Origin of the sequence: Streptomyces sp. RLB3-17 (genome assembly GCF_007113425.2) — a bacterium.
GTDB classification, from domain to species: domain Bacteria; phylum Actinomycetota; class Actinomycetes; order Streptomycetales; family Streptomycetaceae; genus Streptomyces; species Streptomyces mirabilis_D.
On record NZ_CP041610.2, the window covers coordinates 9,130,369 to 9,149,517 of the forward strand.

Sequence of the window (19,149 nt, forward strand, 5' to 3'; positions counted from 1 at the left end):
CGGAATCCTGACGAGCGGACACCCTGGTCAGGTGGTCGATGTCGCTGTTCCATGGTCATCGTGACGACGATCCGACGTGACGTACTGACCCTGCCGGTCGCGGAGTTGGGCCCGGACAACCCGCTGCCACCCCTGCGGCCGCTCGACGAGACACACCGCATCGACGACCGCGAGGGCGCCGACCTTCCGCGCGACATGCTCCGGCAGATCCGCTACGAGCCGCTGCGGAGCGTCCTGCCCGAGCGCGTCCGGGACGGATACGACAGACGGCGCGAGCCGCGCGGGATCGACACGATCGTGATCGAGAACGACCGGCTGCGGGCGGTGGTGCTGCCGGGCTACGGCGGCCGGGTGGTCTCGCTGTTCCACAAGCCCTCGCAGCGCGAACTCCTCTACCGCAACCCGGTGGTGCAGCCCGCCTGCTTCGCCCTCAACGGAGCCTGGTTCTCCGGCGGCATCGAGTGGAACATCGGCGCGACCGGCCACACCACCCTGTCCTGCGCCCCCGTGCACGCCGCCCGTGTCCCCGCCCCCGACGGCGGCGAGATGCTCCGCCTGTGGGAGTGGGAGCGGCTGCGCGGCATGCCCTTCCAGGTCGACCTGTGGCTCCCGGACGGTTCCGACTTCCTCCATGTCGGCGTCCGCGTCCGCAATCCGCACCAGAGGCCCGCGCCCCTGTACTGGTGGTCCAACATCGCCGTCCCCGAGGAACGCCGGGTGCTGGCCCCCGCGGACGAGGCCTGGCACTTCGGGTACGAGCGGCGGCTGCGCAGGGTGCCGGTACCGGAGTACGAGGGGGTGGACCGCACGTATCCGCCGTGCAGCGTCTTCCCCGCCGACTACTTCTACGAGGTGCCCGACGGGCAGCGCCGCTGGATCGCCGCGCTCGACGACAAGGGCGACGGGCTCGTGCAGACCTCCACCGACGTGCTGCGCGGGCGCAAGCTGTTCGTCTGGGGGGTCGGTCCGGGCGGACGGCGCTGGCAGGAATGGCTCACCGAACCCGGCACCGGCGGCTACTGCGAGATCCAGGCCGGGCTCGCCCGTACCCAGCTGGAGCATGTCCGGCTGGAGGCGGAGAGCGAGGTGTCCTGGCTGGAGGCGTACGGGCCGCTCGCGACGGACGCGGGAGCGGTGCACGGGGCGGACTGGGCGCTCGCGCGCGCGGAGACGGAACGCCGGCTGTCGGAGGTCCTGCCCCGCGGGGACGTCGACGCGGCGTACGAGGCGTGGCTGCCGTACGCCGACACCGAGCCCGGTGAGGTGCTGGCCGTCGGGTCCGGCTGGGGTGCGCTCGAAGTGCTGCGCGCCTCCCACAAGCTGCCCGGGACGCCGTTCGAGGAGTCCACGCTGCGGGAGCCGCAGGCACCCTGGGTGGAACTCCTGCGGACCGGCGCCTTCCCGGAGCCGCGGCGGGTCGGGCCACCCGGTGAGAGCCTGGTCGCTCCGCACTGGCGGGACATGCTGGAGACCGCGCCCGCCAAACCGCTCACCGAGTACCACCTCGGCGTCGCGCAGTGGCATGCGGGGGACCGGGCGCAGGCCGTGCGCAGCTGGGAGCGGGCGCTCGAACTCGCCCCGTCGCTCTGGCCGTTGCTGCGGTGTCTGGCCGTCGCCGACCAGGAGGCCGGCAACCGGGAACGGGCCGCCGACCGGTACGCCGAGGCCTTCGACGACCTGTGCCAGGAGCGGCGTGACGACGGTCCGGCCTGGACCGCGGCCACGGCCGCGCTCGGGCGGGAGGCGGTGGGGGCGCTGCTCGCGGTGCGGCGTACCGGGGAGGCGCGGCGGGTCTGGGACCGATTGCGCCCCGCCACGCGGGCGCGCGGCCGGTTCCGTCTGCTCGAGGTGGAGCTGCTCCTCGCGGAGGGGGACCGGGACGGGGCGCGAGCCGTCTTCGAAGAGGCGTTCGAGGTCGCCGACCTGCGGGAGGGGGCGGAGACCATCACCGCCCTGTGGACCCGTCTGACGGACGAGCCACTCCCACCCCACTACGACTTCCGCATGCGGCCGCCCGCCGACTAGCCACGCACCCGCAGTCGAGGAACACGCCGGGGTCCGGGGCGAGGCCCCGAGGGAGGTCAGGGTGTCGGGGACCCGCGGTCCACGTACTCGTACACCGCACCGTCCGGATGCATGGCGATCAGGTTGCGCCCGGCCGGCGTCCCCACCGGGCCCGCCAGAATTCGCGCGCCCAGCTCACTGAGCACCCGATGCGCGTCCTCGACGTCCTTGACCGCGATGGTCGCGGAGACCTTCCGCAGGACCTCCAGATCGGCCTCGGGTCCACTCATGAGCAGGAAACAGCCCACCGCCGCCACCGACACGCCGCCGCGCTCGAACCGCAGGGCCCGCCCACCCGCAAGTCTTTCGTAGAAGGGGACCGAAGCCTCCAGGTCGTCGACGCAGATCCGCAACGTGGCTCCCAGAATCTCCATGCGGACGAGCTTAGTTGGGCACGCCGGAGGGCGAGATCGATTCGGACGTCTCTTGCGGAGGGCGGAGTGACCCCGGGGGGTGGGGAGGAAACACCGGAGCCGCCGGGTTTGGGGCGCGCCGACCACGGGGACGCGGAAAGCCCCGTACGAGGCACGAGCGACATCGCCGGAGGCGAAACCGTGAGTCGACCCCGCAGCGTGATCGCCGGTGCCGGCTTCGCCGGGTACCGAACCGCCCGCACGCCGGAGCGGCCGACCCGGCGCAAGGCCGGCATCACCCTGCTCCACCCGACCGACTACTTTCTGTATCCGCCCCTGCTGCCCCGGGACGCCGCCGGAATCCTGGAGCCACGCCGTGTCACCACGCTGACGTACGATCGTTTTGTGCTGGCCGTCGGCGGCGTGAACAAGCTGCTGCCCGTTCCCGACCCGTATGTGCAGGTGCCGGGCCGTCCTGAAGCGTATGCGTGCGGCGACGCCGCCGCCATCCCGCTGTCCGGCCCCCCGCCGGGGCCGTCACCCGCGGCGCTGGACACCGCCTCGCCGGAACCGGCACGGGCGGCCGGTTCCCCCGGCGACTTCGCGAGCCGTCCGGAAGGAGACTCATGAACACCACCGTGAACCCCATGGACATCCGTCAACTCAGGCAACTCGCACAGCAGTTGCGTGTCGACAGCGTGCGCGCTGCCGCCGCCGCGGGATCCGGGCACCCCACGTCCTCGATGTCGGCGGCCGACCTGATGGCGGTCCTGCTGGCCAAGCACCTGCGCTACGACTTCGAGCGCCCCCAGCATCACGGCAATGACCGTTTCATCCTCTCCAAGGGGCATGCCTCACCGCTCCTGTACGCCGCGTACAGGGCGGCCGGGGCCATCAGCGAGGCCGAACTGCTCACCTTCCGCAGGCTCGGCAGCCGCCTCGAAGGGCATCCGACACCCCGGCGGCTTCCGTGGGTCGAGACCGCCACCGGCTCGCTCGGCCAGGGGCTGCCAGTGGGGGTCGGCGTCGCACTGGCCGGCAAACGGCTCGACCGCACCGGCTACCGGGTGTGGGTGCTGTGCGGCGACAGCGAACTCGCCGAGGGATCCGTCTGGGAGGGCGCCGAGCACGCCGGATACGAGCACCTCGACAACCTCGTCGCGATCATCGACGTCAACCGGCTGGGCCAGCGCGGCCCGACCCGGCACGGCCACGACCTCGACGCGTACGCGCGCCGGTTCCAGGCCTTCGGCTGGCACACCGTGGAGATCGACGGACACGACGTCGACGCCATCGACCGCGCGTACGCCGAGGCCGAGTCCACCGCGGGACAGCCCACCGTGATCATCGCCCGCACGCTCAAGGGCAAGGGTGTCGAGTCCGTCCAGGACCGTGAGGGCCTGCACGGCAAACCGCTGCCGGACGCCGAGGAGGCGATCGCCGAACTCGGCGGAGTGCGCAACCTGCACGTGGAGGTCCAACAGCCGCCCCCGGCAAGGGTGTTGCACGCCGTTCGCTCCAGCCACCTCGAACTGCCCCGCTACGACACCGGGGGCCAGGCCGCCACCCGCGACGCCTACGGACAGGCGCTCGCCGCGCTCGGCACCGCCCGTGGTGACGTCGTCGCCCTGGACGGCGAGGTGAGCGACTCCACCCGCACCGAGCTCTTCGCCAAGGAGCACCCCGACCGCTTCTTCGAGTGCTACATCGCCGAGCAGCAACTCGTCGCGGCCGCCGTCGGTATGGCCGCGCGCGACTGGGTGCCGTACGCCACCACGTTCGCGGCGTTCCTCACCCGGGCCCACGACTTCATCCGGATGGCGGCGATCAGCGGCTCCGGCATCAACCTCGTCGGCTCGCACGCGGGCGTCTCGATCGGCCAGGACGGCCCCTCGCAGATGGCCCTGGAGGATCTGGCGATGTTCCGGGCGCTGTACGGCACGACCGTGCTCTACCCGTGCGACGCCAACCAGACGGCCAAGCTCGTCGCCACGATGGCGGACCTCGAGGGCATCCGCTATCTGCGCACCTCACGCGGGGACACCCCGGTGATCTACAGCCCCACCGAGGAGTTCCCCGTCGGCGGCAGCAAGGTACTGCGCGCCAGCGACGAGGACCGGCTGACGCTCGTCGCCGCGGGCGTCACCCTGCACGAGGCGCTGGCCGCCGCCGAGTCGCTCGACCGCGAGGGCATCCAGGTCAGGGTCATCGACCTCTACTCGGTCAAGCCCGTCGACCGCGACACCCTGCGCGAGGCCGCCGAACAGACCGGCTGCCTCGTCACCGTCGAGGACCACCGCGAGGAGGGCGGCATCGGGGACGCGGTCCTCGACGCCTTCCTCGACGGCCGTCCGGTGCCGCGCCTGGTCCGCCTCGCCGTCCGGACGATGCCGGGTTCGGCGACCCCCGCCGAGCAACTGCACGCCGCGGGCATCGACGCGGAGTCGATCGCGGCGGCGGCGCGGCTGCTGGTGGAGACGGCGATCGTGCGCTGAGCCGTACCCACTGGATCCGGCGCCGCAGACAACCGCGGGCGGATCACGCTTCCTTACGGCAGAGGATCTCTCCGTGCAGGACGGAGAACCAGCCGTCCTCCTGCCGCGCCCACTCCCGCCACGCCTCGGAAACGGCCCGGAGCTGCGCGGTGGTCGCGTGTCCGCCCTCCGTGGCGCGCTCCGCGTACGCCGAGGCCTGCGTGCGATCGGCCCACAGCCCGCCCCACCACTCCCGCTCGTCCTCGGTGGCGAAGGTCCAGGTGTCCGACGTCGCCGTGATGTCCTTGATCCCGGCCGTCAGTGCCCACGACTTGAGACGGCGGCCGGCCGCCGGTTCGCCGCCGTTGGCTCGGGCCACGCGCAGGTACAGGTCCAGCCAGTCGGTCAGGCCCGGCACCTCGGGGTACCAGGCCATCGCCGAGTAGTCCGCGTCGCGGGCGGCGATGAAACCGCCCGGCTTGGTGACCCGGTACATCTCGCGCAGCGCCTGCACCGGGTCGCCCACGTGCTGGAGCACCTGATGGGCGTGGACCACGCAGAAGGTGTTGTCCGGGAAGTCCAGGGCGTGCACGTCCGCGACCCGGAAATCGACGTTGTCCAGGCCGCGTTCGGCGGCCACGGCGCGGGCCTGGTCCAGGATTCCCGGGGCGTGGTCGACGGCGGTGACGTGGCCTTCGGGGACCAGTTCCGCCAGGTCTGCGGTGATGGTGCCCGGGCCGCAGCCGATGTCCAGGATCTGCATGTGGGGCTTCAGCGAGTCGAGCAGGTAGGCGGCCGAGTTGGCGGCCGTGCGCCAGGTGTGCGAGCGCAGTACGGACTCGTGGTGGCCGTGTGTGTAGACAGCGGTCTCCTGCGACTTCGACATGACCGTTTCCCCTTCGCGTCGTCTCGTCGGTTGCGCATCACCGTACGCCCGCATGTCGCATGCTGAGACCAGCGTCTTGCTATATGGACAAGTCGCGTGGTGAGGCACGGGTGTTGACCGGGGAGAGGTGTCCGGACGGGTCACGGTCGGTGGTGGCGTGCGAGAAGGCCTCGTACGGCGTACGCCACCGCCGTGCCCAGCGCCGCGCCCGCGAGGACGTCGCTCGGGAAGTGGGCGCCGGTGTAGACGCGGGACAGGGCCACGGCGGTGGCGAGCGGTACCACCGCGGCGCCCCAGCCGTGCGACTCCAGTGCCACTCCCGTGGCGAAGGCGGCGGCCGACGCGGAGTGGCCCGAGGGGAACGAGGTGGTGATCGGCTGTCGCTTCAGCCTGCGGGCCAGGGGGACCGGGGCGAGGGGAGGGCGGGGGCGGCGTACCGAGCGCTTGCCCACGGTGTTGATCGTGGCGGAGGCGAGGGTGAGGGAGGCGAGGCCGGTCGCGGCGGCTCGGCGGGCGTGGGGGGTGCGGGTCGCCGTGAGTGCCGCCGCTGTGGCGAACCACAGCAGGCCGTGGTTCGCGCTGCGGCTCAGTTTGGGCAGGAGGGGGTCGCAGCCCGGCCAGTGGCGGGATGCGATGGCTTCGAAGAGGCGGGAGTCGGCTGTGAGGAAGTGGTTGCGGAGGGTGCGGTGGTTCGGGGGGCCGGTGGTGAGGTCGATGTCCGGGGTGACGGTCATGAACTCCCCGTACCCGCCGAACCGCCCTTTCCTCGCCCCCGCCGCCCCTACCCGTCCCATCCCGAACCCCGGGGGCTCCGCCCCCAGCCCCCCCGGCGGGTTCGTCGGCCGCGGGTGGGTGGGGGCCGGTCGCGCAGTTCCCCGCGCCCCTGAGGCGGGGGCTTCGCCCCGCATCTTCAGCCCGTCCGGCGATTGAGGACGAGGCCGTTCAGGCCGATGGGGGGCCAGGGGGCGCAGCCCCTTGGTGGGGTCGAAGGGGCGGAGCCCCTGGGGATGGGACGGGTAGGGGCGGCGGGGGCGAGGGGAGCCGGGGTGCGGGGGCTCGGTGGGGTTATGCGTTTGCTCCGTGGGCCGGGGGGCCGGAGAATGCCTCCCCATGGGACATCTCGAAGCCGCACATCTTGAGTACTACCTTCCCGACGGGAGGGCGCTGCTCGGCGATGTGTCGTTTCGGGTGGGCGAAGGGGCCGTCGTCGCGCTGGTGGGCCCCAACGGAGCCGGCAAGACCACGCTGCTGCGGCTGATCTCCGGGGAGCTGAAGCCGCACGGGGGCACCGTCACCGTGACCGGCGGCCTGGGCGTGATGCGTCAGTTCGTGGGGTCCGTGAGAGACGAGACGACCGTGCGGGAGCTGCTCGTCTCCGTGGCGTCGCCCCGCATACAGGAGGCCGCCAGGGCCGTCGACGCGGCCGAGCACGCCATGATGACCGTGGACGACGAGGCCGCCCAGCTCCGCTACGCGCAGGCACTCTCCGACTGGGCCGAGGTACGCGGCTACGAGTCCGAGACGCTCTGGGACATGTGCACGATGGCCGCGCTCGGCGTCCCGTACGAGAAGGCGCAGTGGCGCCTGGTGCGCACCCTCTCCGGAGGAGAGCAGAAGCGGCTGGTGCTGGAGGCCCTGCTGCGCGGCACCGACGAGGTACTGCTCCTCGACGAGCCGGACAACTACCTCGACGTCCCGGGCAAGCGCTGGCTGGAGGAGCGGCTCAAGGAGACCCGCAAGACCGTTCTCTTCGTCTCCCACGACCGGGAGCTGCTGTCCCGCGCCGCCGAGAAGATCGTCAGCGTCGAGCCCAGCCCCACCGGCGCCGACGCATGGGTGCACGGCGGTGGCTTCGCGACGTACCACGAGGCGCGACAGGAGCGGTTCGCCCGCTTCGAGGAACTGCGCAGGCGCTGGGACGAGAAGCACGCCCAGCTGAAGAAGCTCGTGCTGAATCTGCGGCAGGCGGCCTCCATCAGCCATGAGTTGGCGTCCCGGTACGCGGCGGCGCAGACCCGGCTGCGGAAGTTCGAGGAGGCCGGCCCGCCGCCGGAGCCGCCGCGCGAGCAGGACATCAAGATGCGTCTGCACGGCGGGCGTACCGGCGTACGGGCCATCACCTGCAAGGGACTTGAGCTCACCGGGCTGATGCACCCGTTCGACCTGGAGGTCTTCTACGGCGAGCGGGTCGCCGTGCTCGGCTCCAACGGCTCCGGCAAGTCGCACTTCCTGCGCCTGCTCGCCGGTGACACCGTCGCGCACACGGGTGAGTGGAAGCTCGGCGCGCGCGTCGTGCCCGGACACTTCGCCCAGACGCACGCCCACCCGGAGCTCCAGGGCCGCACCCTTCTCGACATCCTGTGGAGCGAGCACTCCCAGGACCGGGGCGCCGCCATGTCCCGGCTGCGCCGCTACGAGCTGACCGCCCAGGCCGAGCAGCGCTTCGAGAGGCTCTCCGGCGGCCAGCAGGCACGCTTCCAGATCCTGCTGCTGGAGCTGGAGGGTTCCACGGCCCTGCTGCTGGACGAGCCCACCGACAACCTCGACCTGGAGTCGGCCGAGGCACTCCAGGAGGGCCTGGAGGCGTACGAGGGGACGGTGCTCGCGGTCACCCACGACCGCTGGTTCGCCCGCTCCTTCGACCGCTATCTGGTCTTCGGCTCGGACGGCAGGATCCGGGAGACGGCGGAGCCGGTGTGGGACGAGCGGCGCGTCGAGCGGGCCCGGTAGGACTCGGGGCCGGTACGACTCGGGCCCGCCAGGACCCGGTCCCGGTCCCGGTCGCCGGTGCTTCCCGGAGGACCGGCGGCCCGGAAGTTCGTAGAGTGGAGGGAGGACGGCTAGATCCACGGCTCCCTCCCGGACGCCGTTCGGGCGCCGCGCACGGCAGCGCCTGCCCGGCGGCCACCCGGACCGCGCCGCAGGACACGACGAGCGGGGTACCACCATGACCGGAGTCGACCCGGACCGGCTGGACGACCAGCAGCTGATGAAAGAGCTGGAGACGATCCACCGCACCCGCCACGACACACTGCTGCACGGTTCGAACGAAGCCCTGCGGACCCACAACTTGCGCATGGCGCAGCTGGAGGGCGAGTACCTGCGCCGCCATCCGCGCCGTCCCGTCGCCTCGGGCCGTACCCGCGACGGGGCCCGGGAGCGGGGCCTCGCGGCGGAGTGCTGAACGACGAGTCGGCGCGACATGACGGTTCGGGGCGTCAGGGAGGGCACGAGTGACGACGTCGGGTCGAACTCGCCCGGCCCGCACACCCGTTGCCACCCACACCCGTCGCTGCCACCCGCACCCGTCGCCCTCGGTCCCCGCCGGCGCCGGTGAACCGAGGCGCGCCGGATGGTGCCGGATTCCGCAGGGGCGGACACTCCGTCAGGCGGCCTGCCGCGCGAACACTTCCAGGAACGCCTCGTCGAACGCCTTGAGGTCACCCGGCTTGCGGCTGGTGATCAGGGTGTTGGGCCCCTGCTCGCACACCTGTACCTGCCGGTCGACCCAGGTGCCGCCCGCGTTGCGGATGTCGGTGCGCAGACTCGGCCAGGACGTGAGGACCCGGCCCGAGACCACGTCCGCCTCGACGAGCGTCCAGGGGGCGTGACAGATCGCGGCGACCGGAAGGCCGCGCTCGAAGAACGCGCGGACGACCGCCACGGCGCGTTCGTCGAGGCGCAGCGTGTCCGGGTTGGCCACACCGCCCGGCAGCACGAGCCCGTCGAAGGACTCGGCCGACCCGTCGGCGACCACTTCGTCGACAGGGAAGGTGTCCGCCTTGTCGAGGTGATGGAAGGCCTGGATCCGGCCGGGCTTCGTGGACACGAGGACCGGCTCGCCACCCGCGTCCAGTACCGCCTGCCAGGGATCGGTCAGCTCGACCTGCTCGACGCCCTCGGGCGCCATCAGGAACGCGATACGCATGATTCCTCCGTTTCCTCATCCCGGCCCCCGAGCGGTGGTGCACAGCGCCGGGGCGCCGTTCACCGCGTGCGCCGGGCGCGTACGACCGATTCGGCCAGCTCGTGCACCGTGGCGTAGCGCGCCTTGCGGGGGCGCCGCTCCACGGCCTCGACCAGGGGGTCGGGCGCGTGTTTGTCGCGCAGGGTGTCGGCCAGGTCGCGGGGGCCCGCGGGGAAGGCGGTACGGGTCAGGAACCGGGCCAGTTCCAGGCGCACCGTCTCGATGGACTCGGGCGCGCGGTTCGGTGTCACGGGGCCGCGCGCGATCTCCGGGTCGTCGTCGGCAGTCGGCTCCGGGTCGTGCCACTCCTCGGTCCGGGTGGGGTGACCCGACCTGAGCAGGCCCTGCAACTCGTGTTTCATCTCGTCGTCCCGGTGGGCGCTCAACCGGTCGCTGCCTCGTTGCATGACTCCCTCCAGGGGATCGGGGATGGTGATCGCCTACCCATGGACCCGGGGTCGACACGTCCGTGGGAAAACGGCACGACGAGCTCCACCGCAGGGCGGCATGATGACGGCCGGAGAACCGGTTCTCCGAGGTCATGGGGGTGGATGTGACGGGGATGTCGCTCGAGGCGCTGGACGCGGTGCCGTGGGACCGGCTCGAGTCGGCGCTGCCCCGGCACCCGGTCGAGGAGGTGCCCCGCGCGCTGCGGCGGCTGGCGCTCGCGGGCGGGGCCGCGACGGAGGAGTACTGCTACCCGCTGTACTCCTGCCTGATCGCGGGCAACGGCCGGGTGCCCTCCGCGGCGACCGCGGCCCTGCCCTTCGTGGTGGCGCTCGCCGCGACCCGGAGGCAGGCGCGCGAGTCGACCTCGTAGGACTGCTGGTGGCTTTCGCGCACGCGACCAGGACGGCCCGGCCGGACCTGGTGGACGCGGGGTGGCCCGCGGCGTGGAGACGCCACCGGGGCGCGGTCCTGGCACTGCTCGCGGACCCGGACCCCGATGTGCGGCGGGAGGCCATTCCCCTCGCGGACGGTGTCGTACCGCTCCTGGAGCGGTGGCGGGCCGAGACGGACCCGGCGGTGCGTCTGCCGGTGCTGCTGAGGCTGGGTTGGGTGGCCGCCGAGGCGGCACAAGCGGATGCCCGGTCGGTCGAGGAGGTGCGGGCGGTCCTCGACGGCGTCCTGCGTGACGGCGAGCCCGTCATGAAGGTCGCGGCCGTGATCGCCTGGGAACGGCTCGACCCGCAGGAGCCGGTCCGGTGGATCGACCTGCTGATGGAGACACTCTCCGACCTCGCCGTACGGCCCAGGTTCGAGGAGATCTGGTACGTGGTGGGCGTCGAGGAACCCTGGAGCCGTGAAGCGGTCGTCACCTGGGCCGCCGAGCTGTTCGACCACGACGCCCGGACGGCCGCCTCCTTCGTGGTCCGGCTGGCCGACGCGGCGGCCCGCACCGGGGACACCGAACTGTCCGGGGCGGTGCTGGACGAGGCATGGCGGCTGCTGGTGCTCAGGCCGTCCGCGGCGCCCGCGCTGCTGCCGGTGGCGGGCCGACTGCTGGACGACCCGGCCGACCCCGTGCGCCTGCGGGCGGCACACCTCCTGGCGGTGCTCGACCGGCGGTCGGCCCGGTACGCCGACCCGCTCGCCACGCTGCTCGACGACCCGGGCAAGGACCCCTGCCTGGAGGGGACCGTCGGTGACTACGCGCGATGGGCGCTCACCCGGATCGGCGACCCGCGCGCGCTGTCGGGACTCGTCGAGCGGCTCTACGAGCCCTATCGGGAGCACTACGGACGTGGCTACTGCGTCAGCGACCCACGACCTCCGGACGTCGACGCCGTGCTGGTCCCGCTGCGGGCGCATGCCGACGTCCTGCTGCCCGACCTGCGGGAGGTGATGCGGCACCACGCAGCGCACAACGGCGGCCACGGCCCGCTGACCGGCGCCTTCCTGAAGGTCCTCAAGGCGTGGGGGCCGGACGCGCTGCCCGCGCTGCCGGAGGTCGTGGCACTGCTGGACGACGCCACGGGCTCGCTCTCGATCGTCGAGGTGCTGGCGGCGATGGGGCCGGGCGCCGCGTCCGCGGAGCCCGCCCTGCGCGCCTGTAAGCCGCTCAACTGGCCGGGGTACCAGTGGAACGCGGCGTGGGCCGCCTCACGGATGGGCGGAGACCGTAGGGCGGCGCTGCGCCTCATCGGCGACGCGGTGCTGACCGAGGAGGGTCCCTACCACGGGCCCGTCCATCTGCTGACCGAGTTCGGTCCCGCGGCCGCGCCGTACGCCGACCGGGTGCGGCACATCATGGAGAACACCGGCGGCCTTCACCGGATCGAGGCCGCGCTCGCCCTCTGGTCGGGCACGGGCGAGCCCGAACCGAGCATCTCCGTCCTGGCGGAGTTCGTCCTGCCGATCGCCGACGGCGGCGACGACTATCGGCTCTTCGGAGAGGCGCTGCGAGCCCTGGCCCGGATCGGCACCCTCACCCCCGCGACACGCGCCGCACTGCGGACGGTACGGGGCTTCGACGGCCGCCTGGCACAGGAACGGAACTACGAGGCCTTCCTCCAGGACGAGGAGCTGCGCGCCGCGATCGAGTCCCTGCTCGCCCTTCCCTGAGCCCAAGGCGCCGACAGGCGCCGGTGTTTGCCTCGGTGTTTGCCTCGCACAGGCCGGGGCAGGCGGAATTCAAGTGCTTCGGACAGGAGGCACGTCCGTGGGAGCGGGGAGAACCTCGCCACGGGTGTGCCGTTCGACGCACCCGTGCGCTCCCACGGTGACCGTCCAACCCAAGGCACCTGCAAGGGAGTTGCGACGCACCATGCGAAACCAAGTGAGCGCGAAACGCCATCCGCACGACGACGCCCCCGACACCACGGAGGCATTCCGCAGGCTCGCCTCGCTCCCTCCGGGCCGGCAGCACGACACGCTCCGCGAGCAGATCGTCGAGGCCTGGCTGCCGATGGCCAACCGGCTCGCGGGCCGGTTCCGCAACCGCGGTGAGAGCCTGGAGGACCTGCGCCAGGTCGCGGCGCTCGGCCTGGTCAAGGCCGTCGACCGGTACGACCCCGAGCTCGGCAACGCCTTCGAGAGCTACGCCGTGCCGACCGTCACCGGCGAGATCAAACGGCACTTCCGCGACCACATGTGGACCCTGCACGTGCCGCGCCGCGTCCAGGACCTGCGCAACCGTGTGCGGTTCGCCGTCCAGGAACTGTCGGGGACCATCTCGGGCCGCAGGCCCACCGTCGCCGAGATCGCCGAGCACGCCGGGATGAGCGAGGAGGACGTCCGGGCCGGCCTGGAGGCCCTGGAGAGCTTCACCGCGCTCTCCCTGGACGCCCAGGTCTCCGGCAGCGACGACGGCTACTCGCTCAGCGACGCCCTCGGCTCGGCCGACCCCGCGCTCGACATCGTCATCGACCGCGAGGCCGTGAAGCCCCGGTTGCAGGCCCTGCCCGAGCGTGAACGCACCATCCTCTACATGCGGTTCTTCGGCGACATGACGCAGAGCCGGATCGCCGACGAACTCGGGATCTCGCAGATGCACGTGTCGCGGCTGATCAGCCGGTGCTGCCACCGGCTGCGCGACCAGGTGATGCGCGACGCGGCGTAGCCCTACCGGGGCGCGCCCATCGCCAGGGCCAGGTGGCGGGACATCATGTCCATCGCCTGGGCCTCCGCCATCGAGAACGCCCGGCGGGCGCCGCTGCGGAACAGGGTCAGCACGCCTTGTACGGGGCCGGGCGCGGTGGTCAGGGGCACGCACAGCAGCGACGTCACGTTCGCGCGTACGAGGATCGGGGCGCCCGAGGTGTCACGGCCGAAGGCGTCCGGATCCTCGGGGCGCACCGGCAGCGCCGTGGATCCGCCACGGGCCGCCTCGACGACGAGCGGACACGCGACGGGATCCTGTGCGGCCACGTCCCGGGCCCCCGCCACGCTGTCGGAGGGGGCCAGCACCGTCGTACGGGACAGCCGCGCCGCTCCCGCCACGTCGGCCACCACCCAGTCGGCGAACCGCCCGTGCAGCACCCCGGCCGCCCGCTCCAGTACCCCGGCCGGATCGCCGACCGGACCGCTGAGCAGCGCCGTGGTCACGGCGTCCACCAGGTCCATCAGCGCCGCGTGCCGGGTCGTCTCGGTCAGGGTCGGTTCCGGGCCCGGCACGCGCTCGGGGGACGGCACACGGCTGTCCGCGGGCTGCAGGACGACGAGGACGGCGGTGCGGGGTTCGCCGCTGGGCCGCAGCGCGGTGAGCGTCGCCCGTACCGGCACCGCGGGCTGCTGCTGGAGGTGCACGGTGAGACTGCGGTCGCCCTCGCCGCGTGCCACCGCCGCCGCCTGCGAGCGGAACGCGGCACGGTCGGCGTGCGCGAGGAAACCGGTGAGCGGCCGGCCCGTGGCGTAGCCGGCCCGTACGCCGGTGAACGAGGACGCCGCGAAGTTCAGCCTGCGCACCACCGTCTCGCGGTCCACCAGCGCGACAGGCACCGGCACCCGCTGGAAGAGCGCCTTGAGGAGCTGTTGCTCCTGGCGGTCGACCGAGGCGACGCCGGACGGGCCCGTCGAGGACAGACTCTCGTACCGGGGCCACAACTGGCCCGCCACGTGGTCGAGTTCGAAGATCGCCGCGTCGAGCACCGTCGGCAGGTCGTCGGCCGGTACCGATCGAGCCGCCTTGAGCTCCGCCACGCGGCGCACGAAATCCGCGAGTTCTTCACCGAATTCGTCCGTCTGCGCCATCCGATGAACGTAACCCGAAGGATTGGTTCCGGGTGTGGCGGAGGTGTAAACCGCCCGGCCTGTTTTCCGCGCAGGTGAGCGGGAAGGCGCGGAGGGAGGAGGGGGTGAACCATGCTGGATGCGGGGCGACTTGAGCAATACCGCCAAAGCGATCGGCGCGGTCGAAGCGGTGAAGGCGGTGAAGGCGGTCAAGACGGTCGAGGCGGTCGAGGTGGCCGAGGCGGTCAAGACGGTCGAGGTGGCCGAGGCGGTCAACTCGGCGACCTTGGAACGCGCTCGCCGGAATCCACGCTTCCGGGGAGGCGGCTGTCGGAGCTCGCCGAGCAGGCCGCCCGCTGCACCACCGACTGCTGCGGTGCCAGCTGCATGGTCTCCGAGGGCGGCCCGGAACGCCCCGTCGCGGTCACCCACCCCGACCTCGCCGCACTCGTCTCGGTCCAACTCCGCTCCGGAGACGGTCCGATCCCCGCCGCGCTGGAACGCGGTGAGCCCGTCGACTCGGCGGACCTGCTGCGCGAGGAGCGCTGGCCGGCGTACCGCGCGCTGGCCCTCGACTCGGGTGTCCGCTCCAGCGTCACGATTCCCTTCCGGCGTTCCGGGCTGACCGTGACCCTCAGCCTCTACAGTTTCCGGCCCGGCGCCCTGGAGGACGCCCCGCACGGACCCGCCCGCGCGCTCGGCGACCTCGCCGTCACCTGCCTGGTCCGTGACCGCTCGTACCGGGCCGCGCTCACCGAGCTCGACCAGCTCGGCGCCGCGCTGCGCACCCGGCCCGTCGTCGACCAGGCGTGCGGGATCGTCATGCACGTACTGGGCTGCGACGCGGACGCGGCCTTCGGCGTACTGCGCCGCGTCTCGCAGGCGACCCAGCGCAAACTGTCCGACGTGGCCTCGGCCGTCGTGGACAAACGCGGACGCGGCCTGGAACGGGAGCTCGTCTCCCTGTCGGACTGACCCGCTCGGCCGAGCCGCCGCTGTCACCCGCTCGGCCGTCCGTGTCGCGCGAATGGTGTCCGGCCGCGCGCGCCCCGCGCCCGGGCGGGCTGTGATGGGGTGGGGGCGCGACGGCCGTGCCCCCTTCAGACAGTGTCTGTCCGAAGGAGCCCGTCCCATGTGCCGTACCGTCCGTGTCCTGTCCGCCACCGCCCTGGCCTGTGCCGCCCTGGGGGCGGCCGCCACGGCCGCGTCCGCGGATCCGGGCGCGGAGGTCGATCCCCGTTCCGTGGGCCCCGGTGGTCTCCTCTCCATCTCCGTCACCTGCGACGCGATCGGCGGCACCGCGCCCGAGTCCATCGACGCGCACTCCCAGGGCTTCGAGGGAGGCAAGGCCCAACTGCACCGGGTCACCGGCGGCGCCGAGAAGACGGGCGGCGCCACCTCGTACCACGGGACGGCCCGTATCCCGGCGGGTGGGACTTCCGACGCTGGATCCGGAGGGGTCGGTGGGTTCGGAGTGGCATCCGGGGCCGGCGAGCAGTTCGACAGCGATTCCGTCGCCGGGGACCGTGACGCCCAATGGGGTGTGAACGGCGTGTGTCCCGTCGCGCCGGGTGGCCAGGAGCGGCCGTGGAACGCCTCGTACACCGTGTCCCGCGGCGCCGGCACCGGCACGGGCGTCAGCACTGGTACGGGCATCGGCACCGGTACGGGTACGGGCACGGGCACAAGCGCCGGGCGTGACACGGCTACGGGACGCGAGACCGGTGCGCCTCGTGACACGGGTGCGACGCATGACACCGGTACGGGGCGTGACACGGGCGCGGGTCATGACACCGGTGCGACGCACGACACGGGTGCCACGCACGACACCGGTACGGGCCGTGACACCGGTACGGGTCGCGACACGAGTACGGGCCGTGACACCGGTACGGGTCGCGACACGAGTACGGGCCGTGACACGGGTACGGGTCGCGACACCGGCGCGACGCACGACACCGGCGCGGCTCATGACACGGGCGCCGGGCGCGAGACCGGTGCGGCTCACGACACCGGCACCGGGCGTGACACCGGCACCGGGCGTGACACCGGCACGGGGCACGACACCGAGGAGCGCCCCGCCGGTGCCCAGTACGGAGTGCAGGGCGGCGAGGGCGGCACCTTCACCGATTCCGTCCCGGCCCTGATCACCGGCGGCGTCCTGATCGTGGGCGCGCTGGGCGCGGCCGTCCACCGGCTGCGCCAGAAGGGCTCCTCCCACCGCTGACGCTGTGACGGGCGCAACCCGGCCGGGCGCCCATGGCGGGCGGGAGCCTGGGTAACGACAGGGCACGGCACCACGGACTGCACGGAGGCACGTATGCGGCGGACGGTTCCGGAAGGACACGGTCCCCTCCGCTACGGGCCGCCCCTTCCCGATCAGGGCCTGCCGGTACTGGCCGAGCTGCGCGCCGTGCTCGCCGACGCGGCGGGCCACGCCCACGCCGAGCCCTCCGGCGGCGGCCCCGCGCTTCTCGACGCCGCCTGCGGCTACTGGACCCGGCGGGGCCTGGCCGCCGACCGCGACCGGGTGGTCGCCGCCCCCGGCGCCCCCGCGCTGCTCCTCGCGCTGACCGGCGCACTCGGCGGCGACGTCCTGGTGCCGCGCCCGTGCGCCGCCTGGTGGGCACCGCAGGTCCGCCTCCTGGGCCGGTCCGTGTTCCACGCGGCGACGCCCGCGGAGTGCGGCGGCCTGCCGGATCCGTACGCACTCCTGGAGACCGTCCGCCGGGTCCGCGCCGAGGGCGGCGACCCGCGCCTGCTCGTGCTCTCCGTCGCCGACGACCCCACCGCCACCGTCGCACCGCCCGAGGTGGTGCACGAGACCGTGGAGGCCGCGGTGGGCGAGGGACTGCACGTGGTCAGCGACGAGACCTGGCGCGACACCCTGCACCGGCCGCACGACACCGTGCTGCTCAGCCCCGCCGAGATGCTCCCCGGCGAGGTCACCGTGCTGACGGACCTCGCGGGCGCCTTCCTGCCGCAGGGCTGGCCGGCCGCCGTCGCCCGTTTCCCGGACACCGACGAGGGCCTTCGGCTGCGCGCCCGCGTCCTCGACGTGCTCACCGTGCTCGGTGCCCGGGTCGCCGAACCGGTCGCGGCAGCGGCCGCGTACGCGCTCGGCGAGCCGGACGCGGTCACCGAGCGGCTGACCGCCGCCGTACGCCTGCACGCGCGCGTGGCTCTCGCCGCGCACCGCGCGGTGATCGGGTCGGGGGCCCTCGCACGGCCGCCGCGGGCCGGCCGACATCTGTACGTGGATCTCGGCCCGTTGAGCTCCGCGCTGACCGCCCTCGGCGTCGGGGACGCACAGGAACTGGAGGACTTCCTCACCGCCCGGCTCGGCATGCCCGCGCCGGGCGGCCACCGCTTCGGGGACGACCTCGAGGCGCTGCGCGTGCGGTTGGAGACCGGACCGCTGCTCGGCGCCACCGACGAGGAGCGGGCGGAATGCCTCAGTTCACCCTCACCGTTGGAACTGCCACAGGTGCAACGCGCGTTGACCCTCCTGGGGTCGGCGTTCGACGATCTCCGTGACGACGCTCAGCGATGGGAGCCTCCTCGATGACGCAGCAGTCCCAGTCGACCACGAGCACGAGTACGTCCCCGAGCACGTCCATATCCACGAGCACGTCCATGTCCACGAGCACGTCCGTGTCCACGGACACGCGGGACGCCGAGGAGCCGGTGTCCTCCATGGCCCCGACGGTGGGGCGTTCCTCACCGGCCGTTCCACTCCGTCCGCTCGTCGAGCCCCCACCTCTCGCCGAACCCCGTCCGCTCGGTGAGCGCCGTGTGTGGCCGCGGTCGTTCGTCGACCGGCTGACCGCGCCGCTGCCGGGACTGCGGGCCTTCGCGCGGTTCGCCCGTGAGGGGGCGCTGCGCCCGGGGCCCGCGGCGCTCGCCGACATTCCACTGCTGCCCTTCGAACCGGGGCCGCTGCCGAGGGTGGGCACCCGTACCGTCGCCGTCTCCTGGGCGGGGCACGCGAGTTGGGTGATCCGCATAGGCGGGCTCACCGTCCTGACCGACCCGGTCTGGTCCCGCAAGATCCTCGGCACCCCGGCCCGGATCACCCCGGTCGGCGTGGCCTGGAGCGCGCTGCCGCGCGTCGACGCGGTCGTCATCAGCCACAACCACTACGACCACCTGGACGCGCCGACACTGCGCCGACTTCCGCGCGACACACCGGTGTTCGTGCCGGCCGGACTCGGGAGCTGGTTCCGGCGCCGCCGGTTCACCCGGGTCACCGAGCTGGACTGGTGGGAGGCGGTCGAACTCGACGGCGTGCGCTTCGACTTCGTCCCCGCGCACCACTGGTCCAAGCGCGGCCTCACCGACACCTGCCGCACGCTGTGGGGCGGCTGGGTGCTGACGGCGCCCGAAGGACAGCGGGTCTACTTCGCGGGGGACACGGGGTACGGGCACTGGTTCGCGGCCATCGGGCAGCGGTACCCGGGGATAGACCTGGCCCTGCTCCCCATCGGGGCGTACGACCCCCGGTGGTGGTTGAGTGACGTCCACTGCGACCCGGAAGAGGCTGTTCGGGCGGCTGTCGACCTGGGGGCTCGGCGGATGGCGCCGATGCACTGGGGGACGTTCGTACTGTCCGCGGAGCCCGTGCTGGAGCCGTTGACCCGGGTGAAGGCGGCCTGGGAGCGGGTGGGGCTGGAGCGGGGGAATCTGTGGGATCTGGCGGTGGGGGGTTCTCGGGTCCTGGGGTGATGGCGGTGGTGG

At 72.9% G+C, this 19,149-nt stretch carries 16 protein-coding genes and 2 pseudogenes; 12 read left to right on the plus strand and 6 right to left on the minus strand.

Going from position 1 to position 19,149, the window contains the following annotated elements:
* The first annotated feature begins 51 nt into the window (after positions 1-51).
* Positions 52-2,025 carry a DUF5107 domain-containing protein gene (locus tag FNV62_RS40990; protein WP_144315967.1) on the plus strand — a complete coding sequence of 658 codons (1,974 nt, stop codon included), beginning with the start codon at positions 52-54 and terminating at the stop codon, positions 2,023-2,025.
* A 56-nt stretch (positions 2,026-2,081) separates the two neighbouring features.
* On the opposite strand, the gene FNV62_RS40995 is transcribed toward FNV62_RS40990, so the two are convergent.
* Entirely contained in the window at positions 2,082-2,438 is a 357-nt protein-coding gene (locus FNV62_RS40995) for a VOC family protein (protein WP_054230276.1), read from the minus strand.
* Between the two features lie 180 nt (positions 2,439-2,618).
* Between FNV62_RS40995 and FNV62_RS41000 the strand changes: the two are divergent.
* Together FNV62_RS41000 and FNV62_RS41005 are read left to right on the plus strand one after the other, a co-directional pair.
* Positions 2,619-2,864 (plus strand): annotated as a pseudogene (locus FNV62_RS41000) (NAD(P)/FAD-dependent oxidoreductase); the annotation flags it as partial.
* Positions 2,865-3,043: 179 nt separating this feature from the next.
* Positions 3,044-4,912 (plus strand): transketolase, encoded by a 1,869-nt coding sequence (locus FNV62_RS41005; protein WP_143609828.1) that lies wholly within the window; start codon positions 3,044-3,046, stop codon positions 4,910-4,912.
* A gap of 43 nt (positions 4,913-4,955) precedes the next feature.
* Here the strand turns inward: FNV62_RS41005 and FNV62_RS41010 are convergent, their stop codons facing one another.
* Entirely contained in the window at positions 4,956-5,777 is an 822-nt protein-coding gene (locus tag FNV62_RS41010; protein ID WP_144315968.1) for a class I SAM-dependent methyltransferase, read from the minus strand.
* A 161-nt stretch (positions 5,778-5,938) separates the two neighbouring features.
* A pseudogene (locus tag FNV62_RS41015) lies at positions 5,939-6,511 on the minus strand (phosphatase PAP2 family protein); the annotation flags it as partial.
* A 376-nt stretch (positions 6,512-6,887) separates the two neighbouring features.
* Between FNV62_RS41015 and FNV62_RS41020 the strand changes: the two are divergent.
* Complete coding sequence (locus FNV62_RS41020) at positions 6,888-8,507, plus strand: ABC-F family ATP-binding cassette domain-containing protein (protein ID WP_054236680.1); 1,620 nt, start codon at positions 6,888-6,890, stop codon at positions 8,505-8,507.
* Positions 8,508-8,724: 217 nt separating this feature from the next.
* Positions 8,725-8,961 carry a DUF6158 family protein gene (locus FNV62_RS41025; RefSeq protein ID WP_060899863.1) on the plus strand — a complete coding sequence of 79 codons (237 nt, stop codon included), beginning with the start codon at positions 8,725-8,727 and terminating at the stop codon, positions 8,959-8,961.
* 201 nt (positions 8,962-9,162) lie between these two features.
* Here FNV62_RS41025 and FNV62_RS41030 read toward each other — a convergent pair whose 3' ends face one another.
* Together FNV62_RS41030 and FNV62_RS41035 are read right to left on the minus strand one after the other, a co-directional pair.
* Positions 9,163-9,705, minus strand: coding sequence for a type 1 glutamine amidotransferase domain-containing protein (locus FNV62_RS41030; protein ID WP_144315969.1), 543 nt, complete (start codon positions 9,703-9,705; stop codon positions 9,163-9,165).
* A 59-nt stretch (positions 9,706-9,764) separates the two neighbouring features.
* Positions 9,765-10,151, minus strand: a complete 387-nt coding sequence (locus tag FNV62_RS41035) for a DUF2795 domain-containing protein (protein ID WP_097286887.1) — start codon at positions 10,149-10,151, stop codon at positions 9,765-9,767.
* Positions 10,152-10,306: 155 nt separating this feature from the next.
* On the opposite strand from FNV62_RS41035, the gene FNV62_RS41040 reads away from it, so the two are divergent.
* From FNV62_RS41040 to FNV62_RS41050, 3 genes are all read left to right on the plus strand, one after another.
* Positions 10,307-10,564, plus strand: a complete 258-nt coding sequence (locus FNV62_RS41040; RefSeq protein WP_143672356.1) for a hypothetical protein — start codon at positions 10,307-10,309, stop codon at positions 10,562-10,564.
* An 8-nt stretch (positions 10,565-10,572) separates the two neighbouring features.
* Entirely contained in the window at positions 10,573-12,309 is a 1,737-nt protein-coding gene (locus FNV62_RS41045; protein ID WP_144315970.1) for a hypothetical protein, read from the plus strand.
* Positions 12,310-12,511: 202 nt separating this feature from the next.
* Complete coding sequence (locus tag FNV62_RS41050) at positions 12,512-13,306, plus strand: RNA polymerase sigma factor SigF (protein ID WP_054236675.1); 795 nt, start codon at positions 12,512-12,514, stop codon at positions 13,304-13,306.
* 2 nt (positions 13,307-13,308) lie between these two features.
* Here the strand turns inward: FNV62_RS41050 and FNV62_RS41055 are convergent, their stop codons facing one another.
* Positions 13,309-14,436 (minus strand): PAS domain-containing protein, encoded by a 1,128-nt coding sequence (locus FNV62_RS41055; RefSeq protein WP_143603447.1) that lies wholly within the window; start codon positions 14,434-14,436, stop codon positions 13,309-13,311.
* Between the two features lie 366 nt (positions 14,437-14,802).
* On the opposite strand from FNV62_RS41055, the gene FNV62_RS41060 reads away from it, so the two are divergent.
* The 4 genes from FNV62_RS41060 (at position 14,803) to FNV62_RS41075 (ending at position 19,137) form a co-directional block, all read left to right on the plus strand.
* Positions 14,803-15,390: an ANTAR domain-containing response regulator gene (locus FNV62_RS41060; protein ID WP_413083898.1), complete on the plus strand. Its 588-nt coding sequence runs from the start codon at positions 14,803-14,805 to the stop codon at positions 15,388-15,390.
* A gap of 157 nt (positions 15,391-15,547) precedes the next feature.
* Entirely contained in the window at positions 15,548-16,639 is a 1,092-nt protein-coding gene (locus tag FNV62_RS41065; protein WP_144315972.1) for a hypothetical protein, read from the plus strand.
* A 93-nt stretch (positions 16,640-16,732) separates the two neighbouring features.
* Positions 16,733-17,980, plus strand: coding sequence for an aminotransferase class I/II-fold pyridoxal phosphate-dependent enzyme (locus FNV62_RS41070; RefSeq protein WP_097286893.1), 1,248 nt, complete (start codon positions 16,733-16,735; stop codon positions 17,978-17,980).
* Positions 17,977-19,137, plus strand: coding sequence for an MBL fold metallo-hydrolase (locus FNV62_RS41075; RefSeq protein WP_205523187.1), 1,161 nt, complete (start codon positions 17,977-17,979; stop codon positions 19,135-19,137). The genes FNV62_RS41070 and FNV62_RS41075 overlap by 4 nt, the downstream gene beginning before the upstream one ends.
* The last annotated feature ends 12 nt before the right edge of the window (positions 19,138-19,149 follow it).

Coding starts and splice junctions, on each gene's coding strand:
- FNV62_RS41040 (WP_143672356.1), top strand. CDS start 10,307: ATGTCGCTCGAGGCGCTGGACGCGGTGCCGTGGGACCGGCTCGAGTCG.
- FNV62_RS41005 (WP_143609828.1), top strand. CDS start 3,044: ATGAACACCACCGTGAACCCCATGGACATCCGTCAACTCAGGCAACTC.
- FNV62_RS41050 (WP_054236675.1), top strand. CDS start 12,512: ATGCGAAACCAAGTGAGCGCGAAACGCCATCCGCACGACGACGCCCCC.
- FNV62_RS41025 (WP_060899863.1), top strand. CDS start 8,725: ATGACCGGAGTCGACCCGGACCGGCTGGACGACCAGCAGCTGATGAAA.
- FNV62_RS41010 (WP_144315968.1), bottom strand. CDS start 5,777: ATGTCGAAGTCGCAGGAGACCGCTGTCTACACACACGGCCACCACGAG.
- FNV62_RS41070 (WP_097286893.1), top strand. CDS start 16,733: ATGCGGCGGACGGTTCCGGAAGGACACGGTCCCCTCCGCTACGGGCCG.
- FNV62_RS40990 (WP_144315967.1), top strand. CDS start 52: ATGGTCATCGTGACGACGATCCGACGTGACGTACTGACCCTGCCGGTC.
- FNV62_RS41060 (WP_413083898.1), top strand. CDS start 14,803: ATGGTCTCCGAGGGCGGCCCGGAACGCCCCGTCGCGGTCACCCACCCC.
- FNV62_RS41075 (WP_205523187.1), top strand. CDS start 17,977: ATGACGCAGCAGTCCCAGTCGACCACGAGCACGAGTACGTCCCCGAGC.
- FNV62_RS41020 (WP_054236680.1), top strand. CDS start 6,888: ATGGGACATCTCGAAGCCGCACATCTTGAGTACTACCTTCCCGACGGG.
- FNV62_RS41030 (WP_144315969.1), bottom strand. CDS start 9,705: ATGCGTATCGCGTTCCTGATGGCGCCCGAGGGCGTCGAGCAGGTCGAG.
- FNV62_RS41055 (WP_143603447.1), bottom strand. CDS start 14,436: ATGGCGCAGACGGACGAATTCGGTGAAGAACTCGCGGATTTCGTGCGC.
- FNV62_RS40995 (WP_054230276.1), bottom strand. CDS start 2,438: ATGGAGATTCTGGGAGCCACGTTGCGGATCTGCGTCGACGACCTGGAG.
- FNV62_RS41035 (WP_097286887.1), bottom strand. CDS start 10,151: ATGCAACGAGGCAGCGACCGGTTGAGCGCCCACCGGGACGACGAGATG.
- FNV62_RS41065 (WP_144315972.1), top strand. CDS start 15,548: ATGTGCCGTACCGTCCGTGTCCTGTCCGCCACCGCCCTGGCCTGTGCC.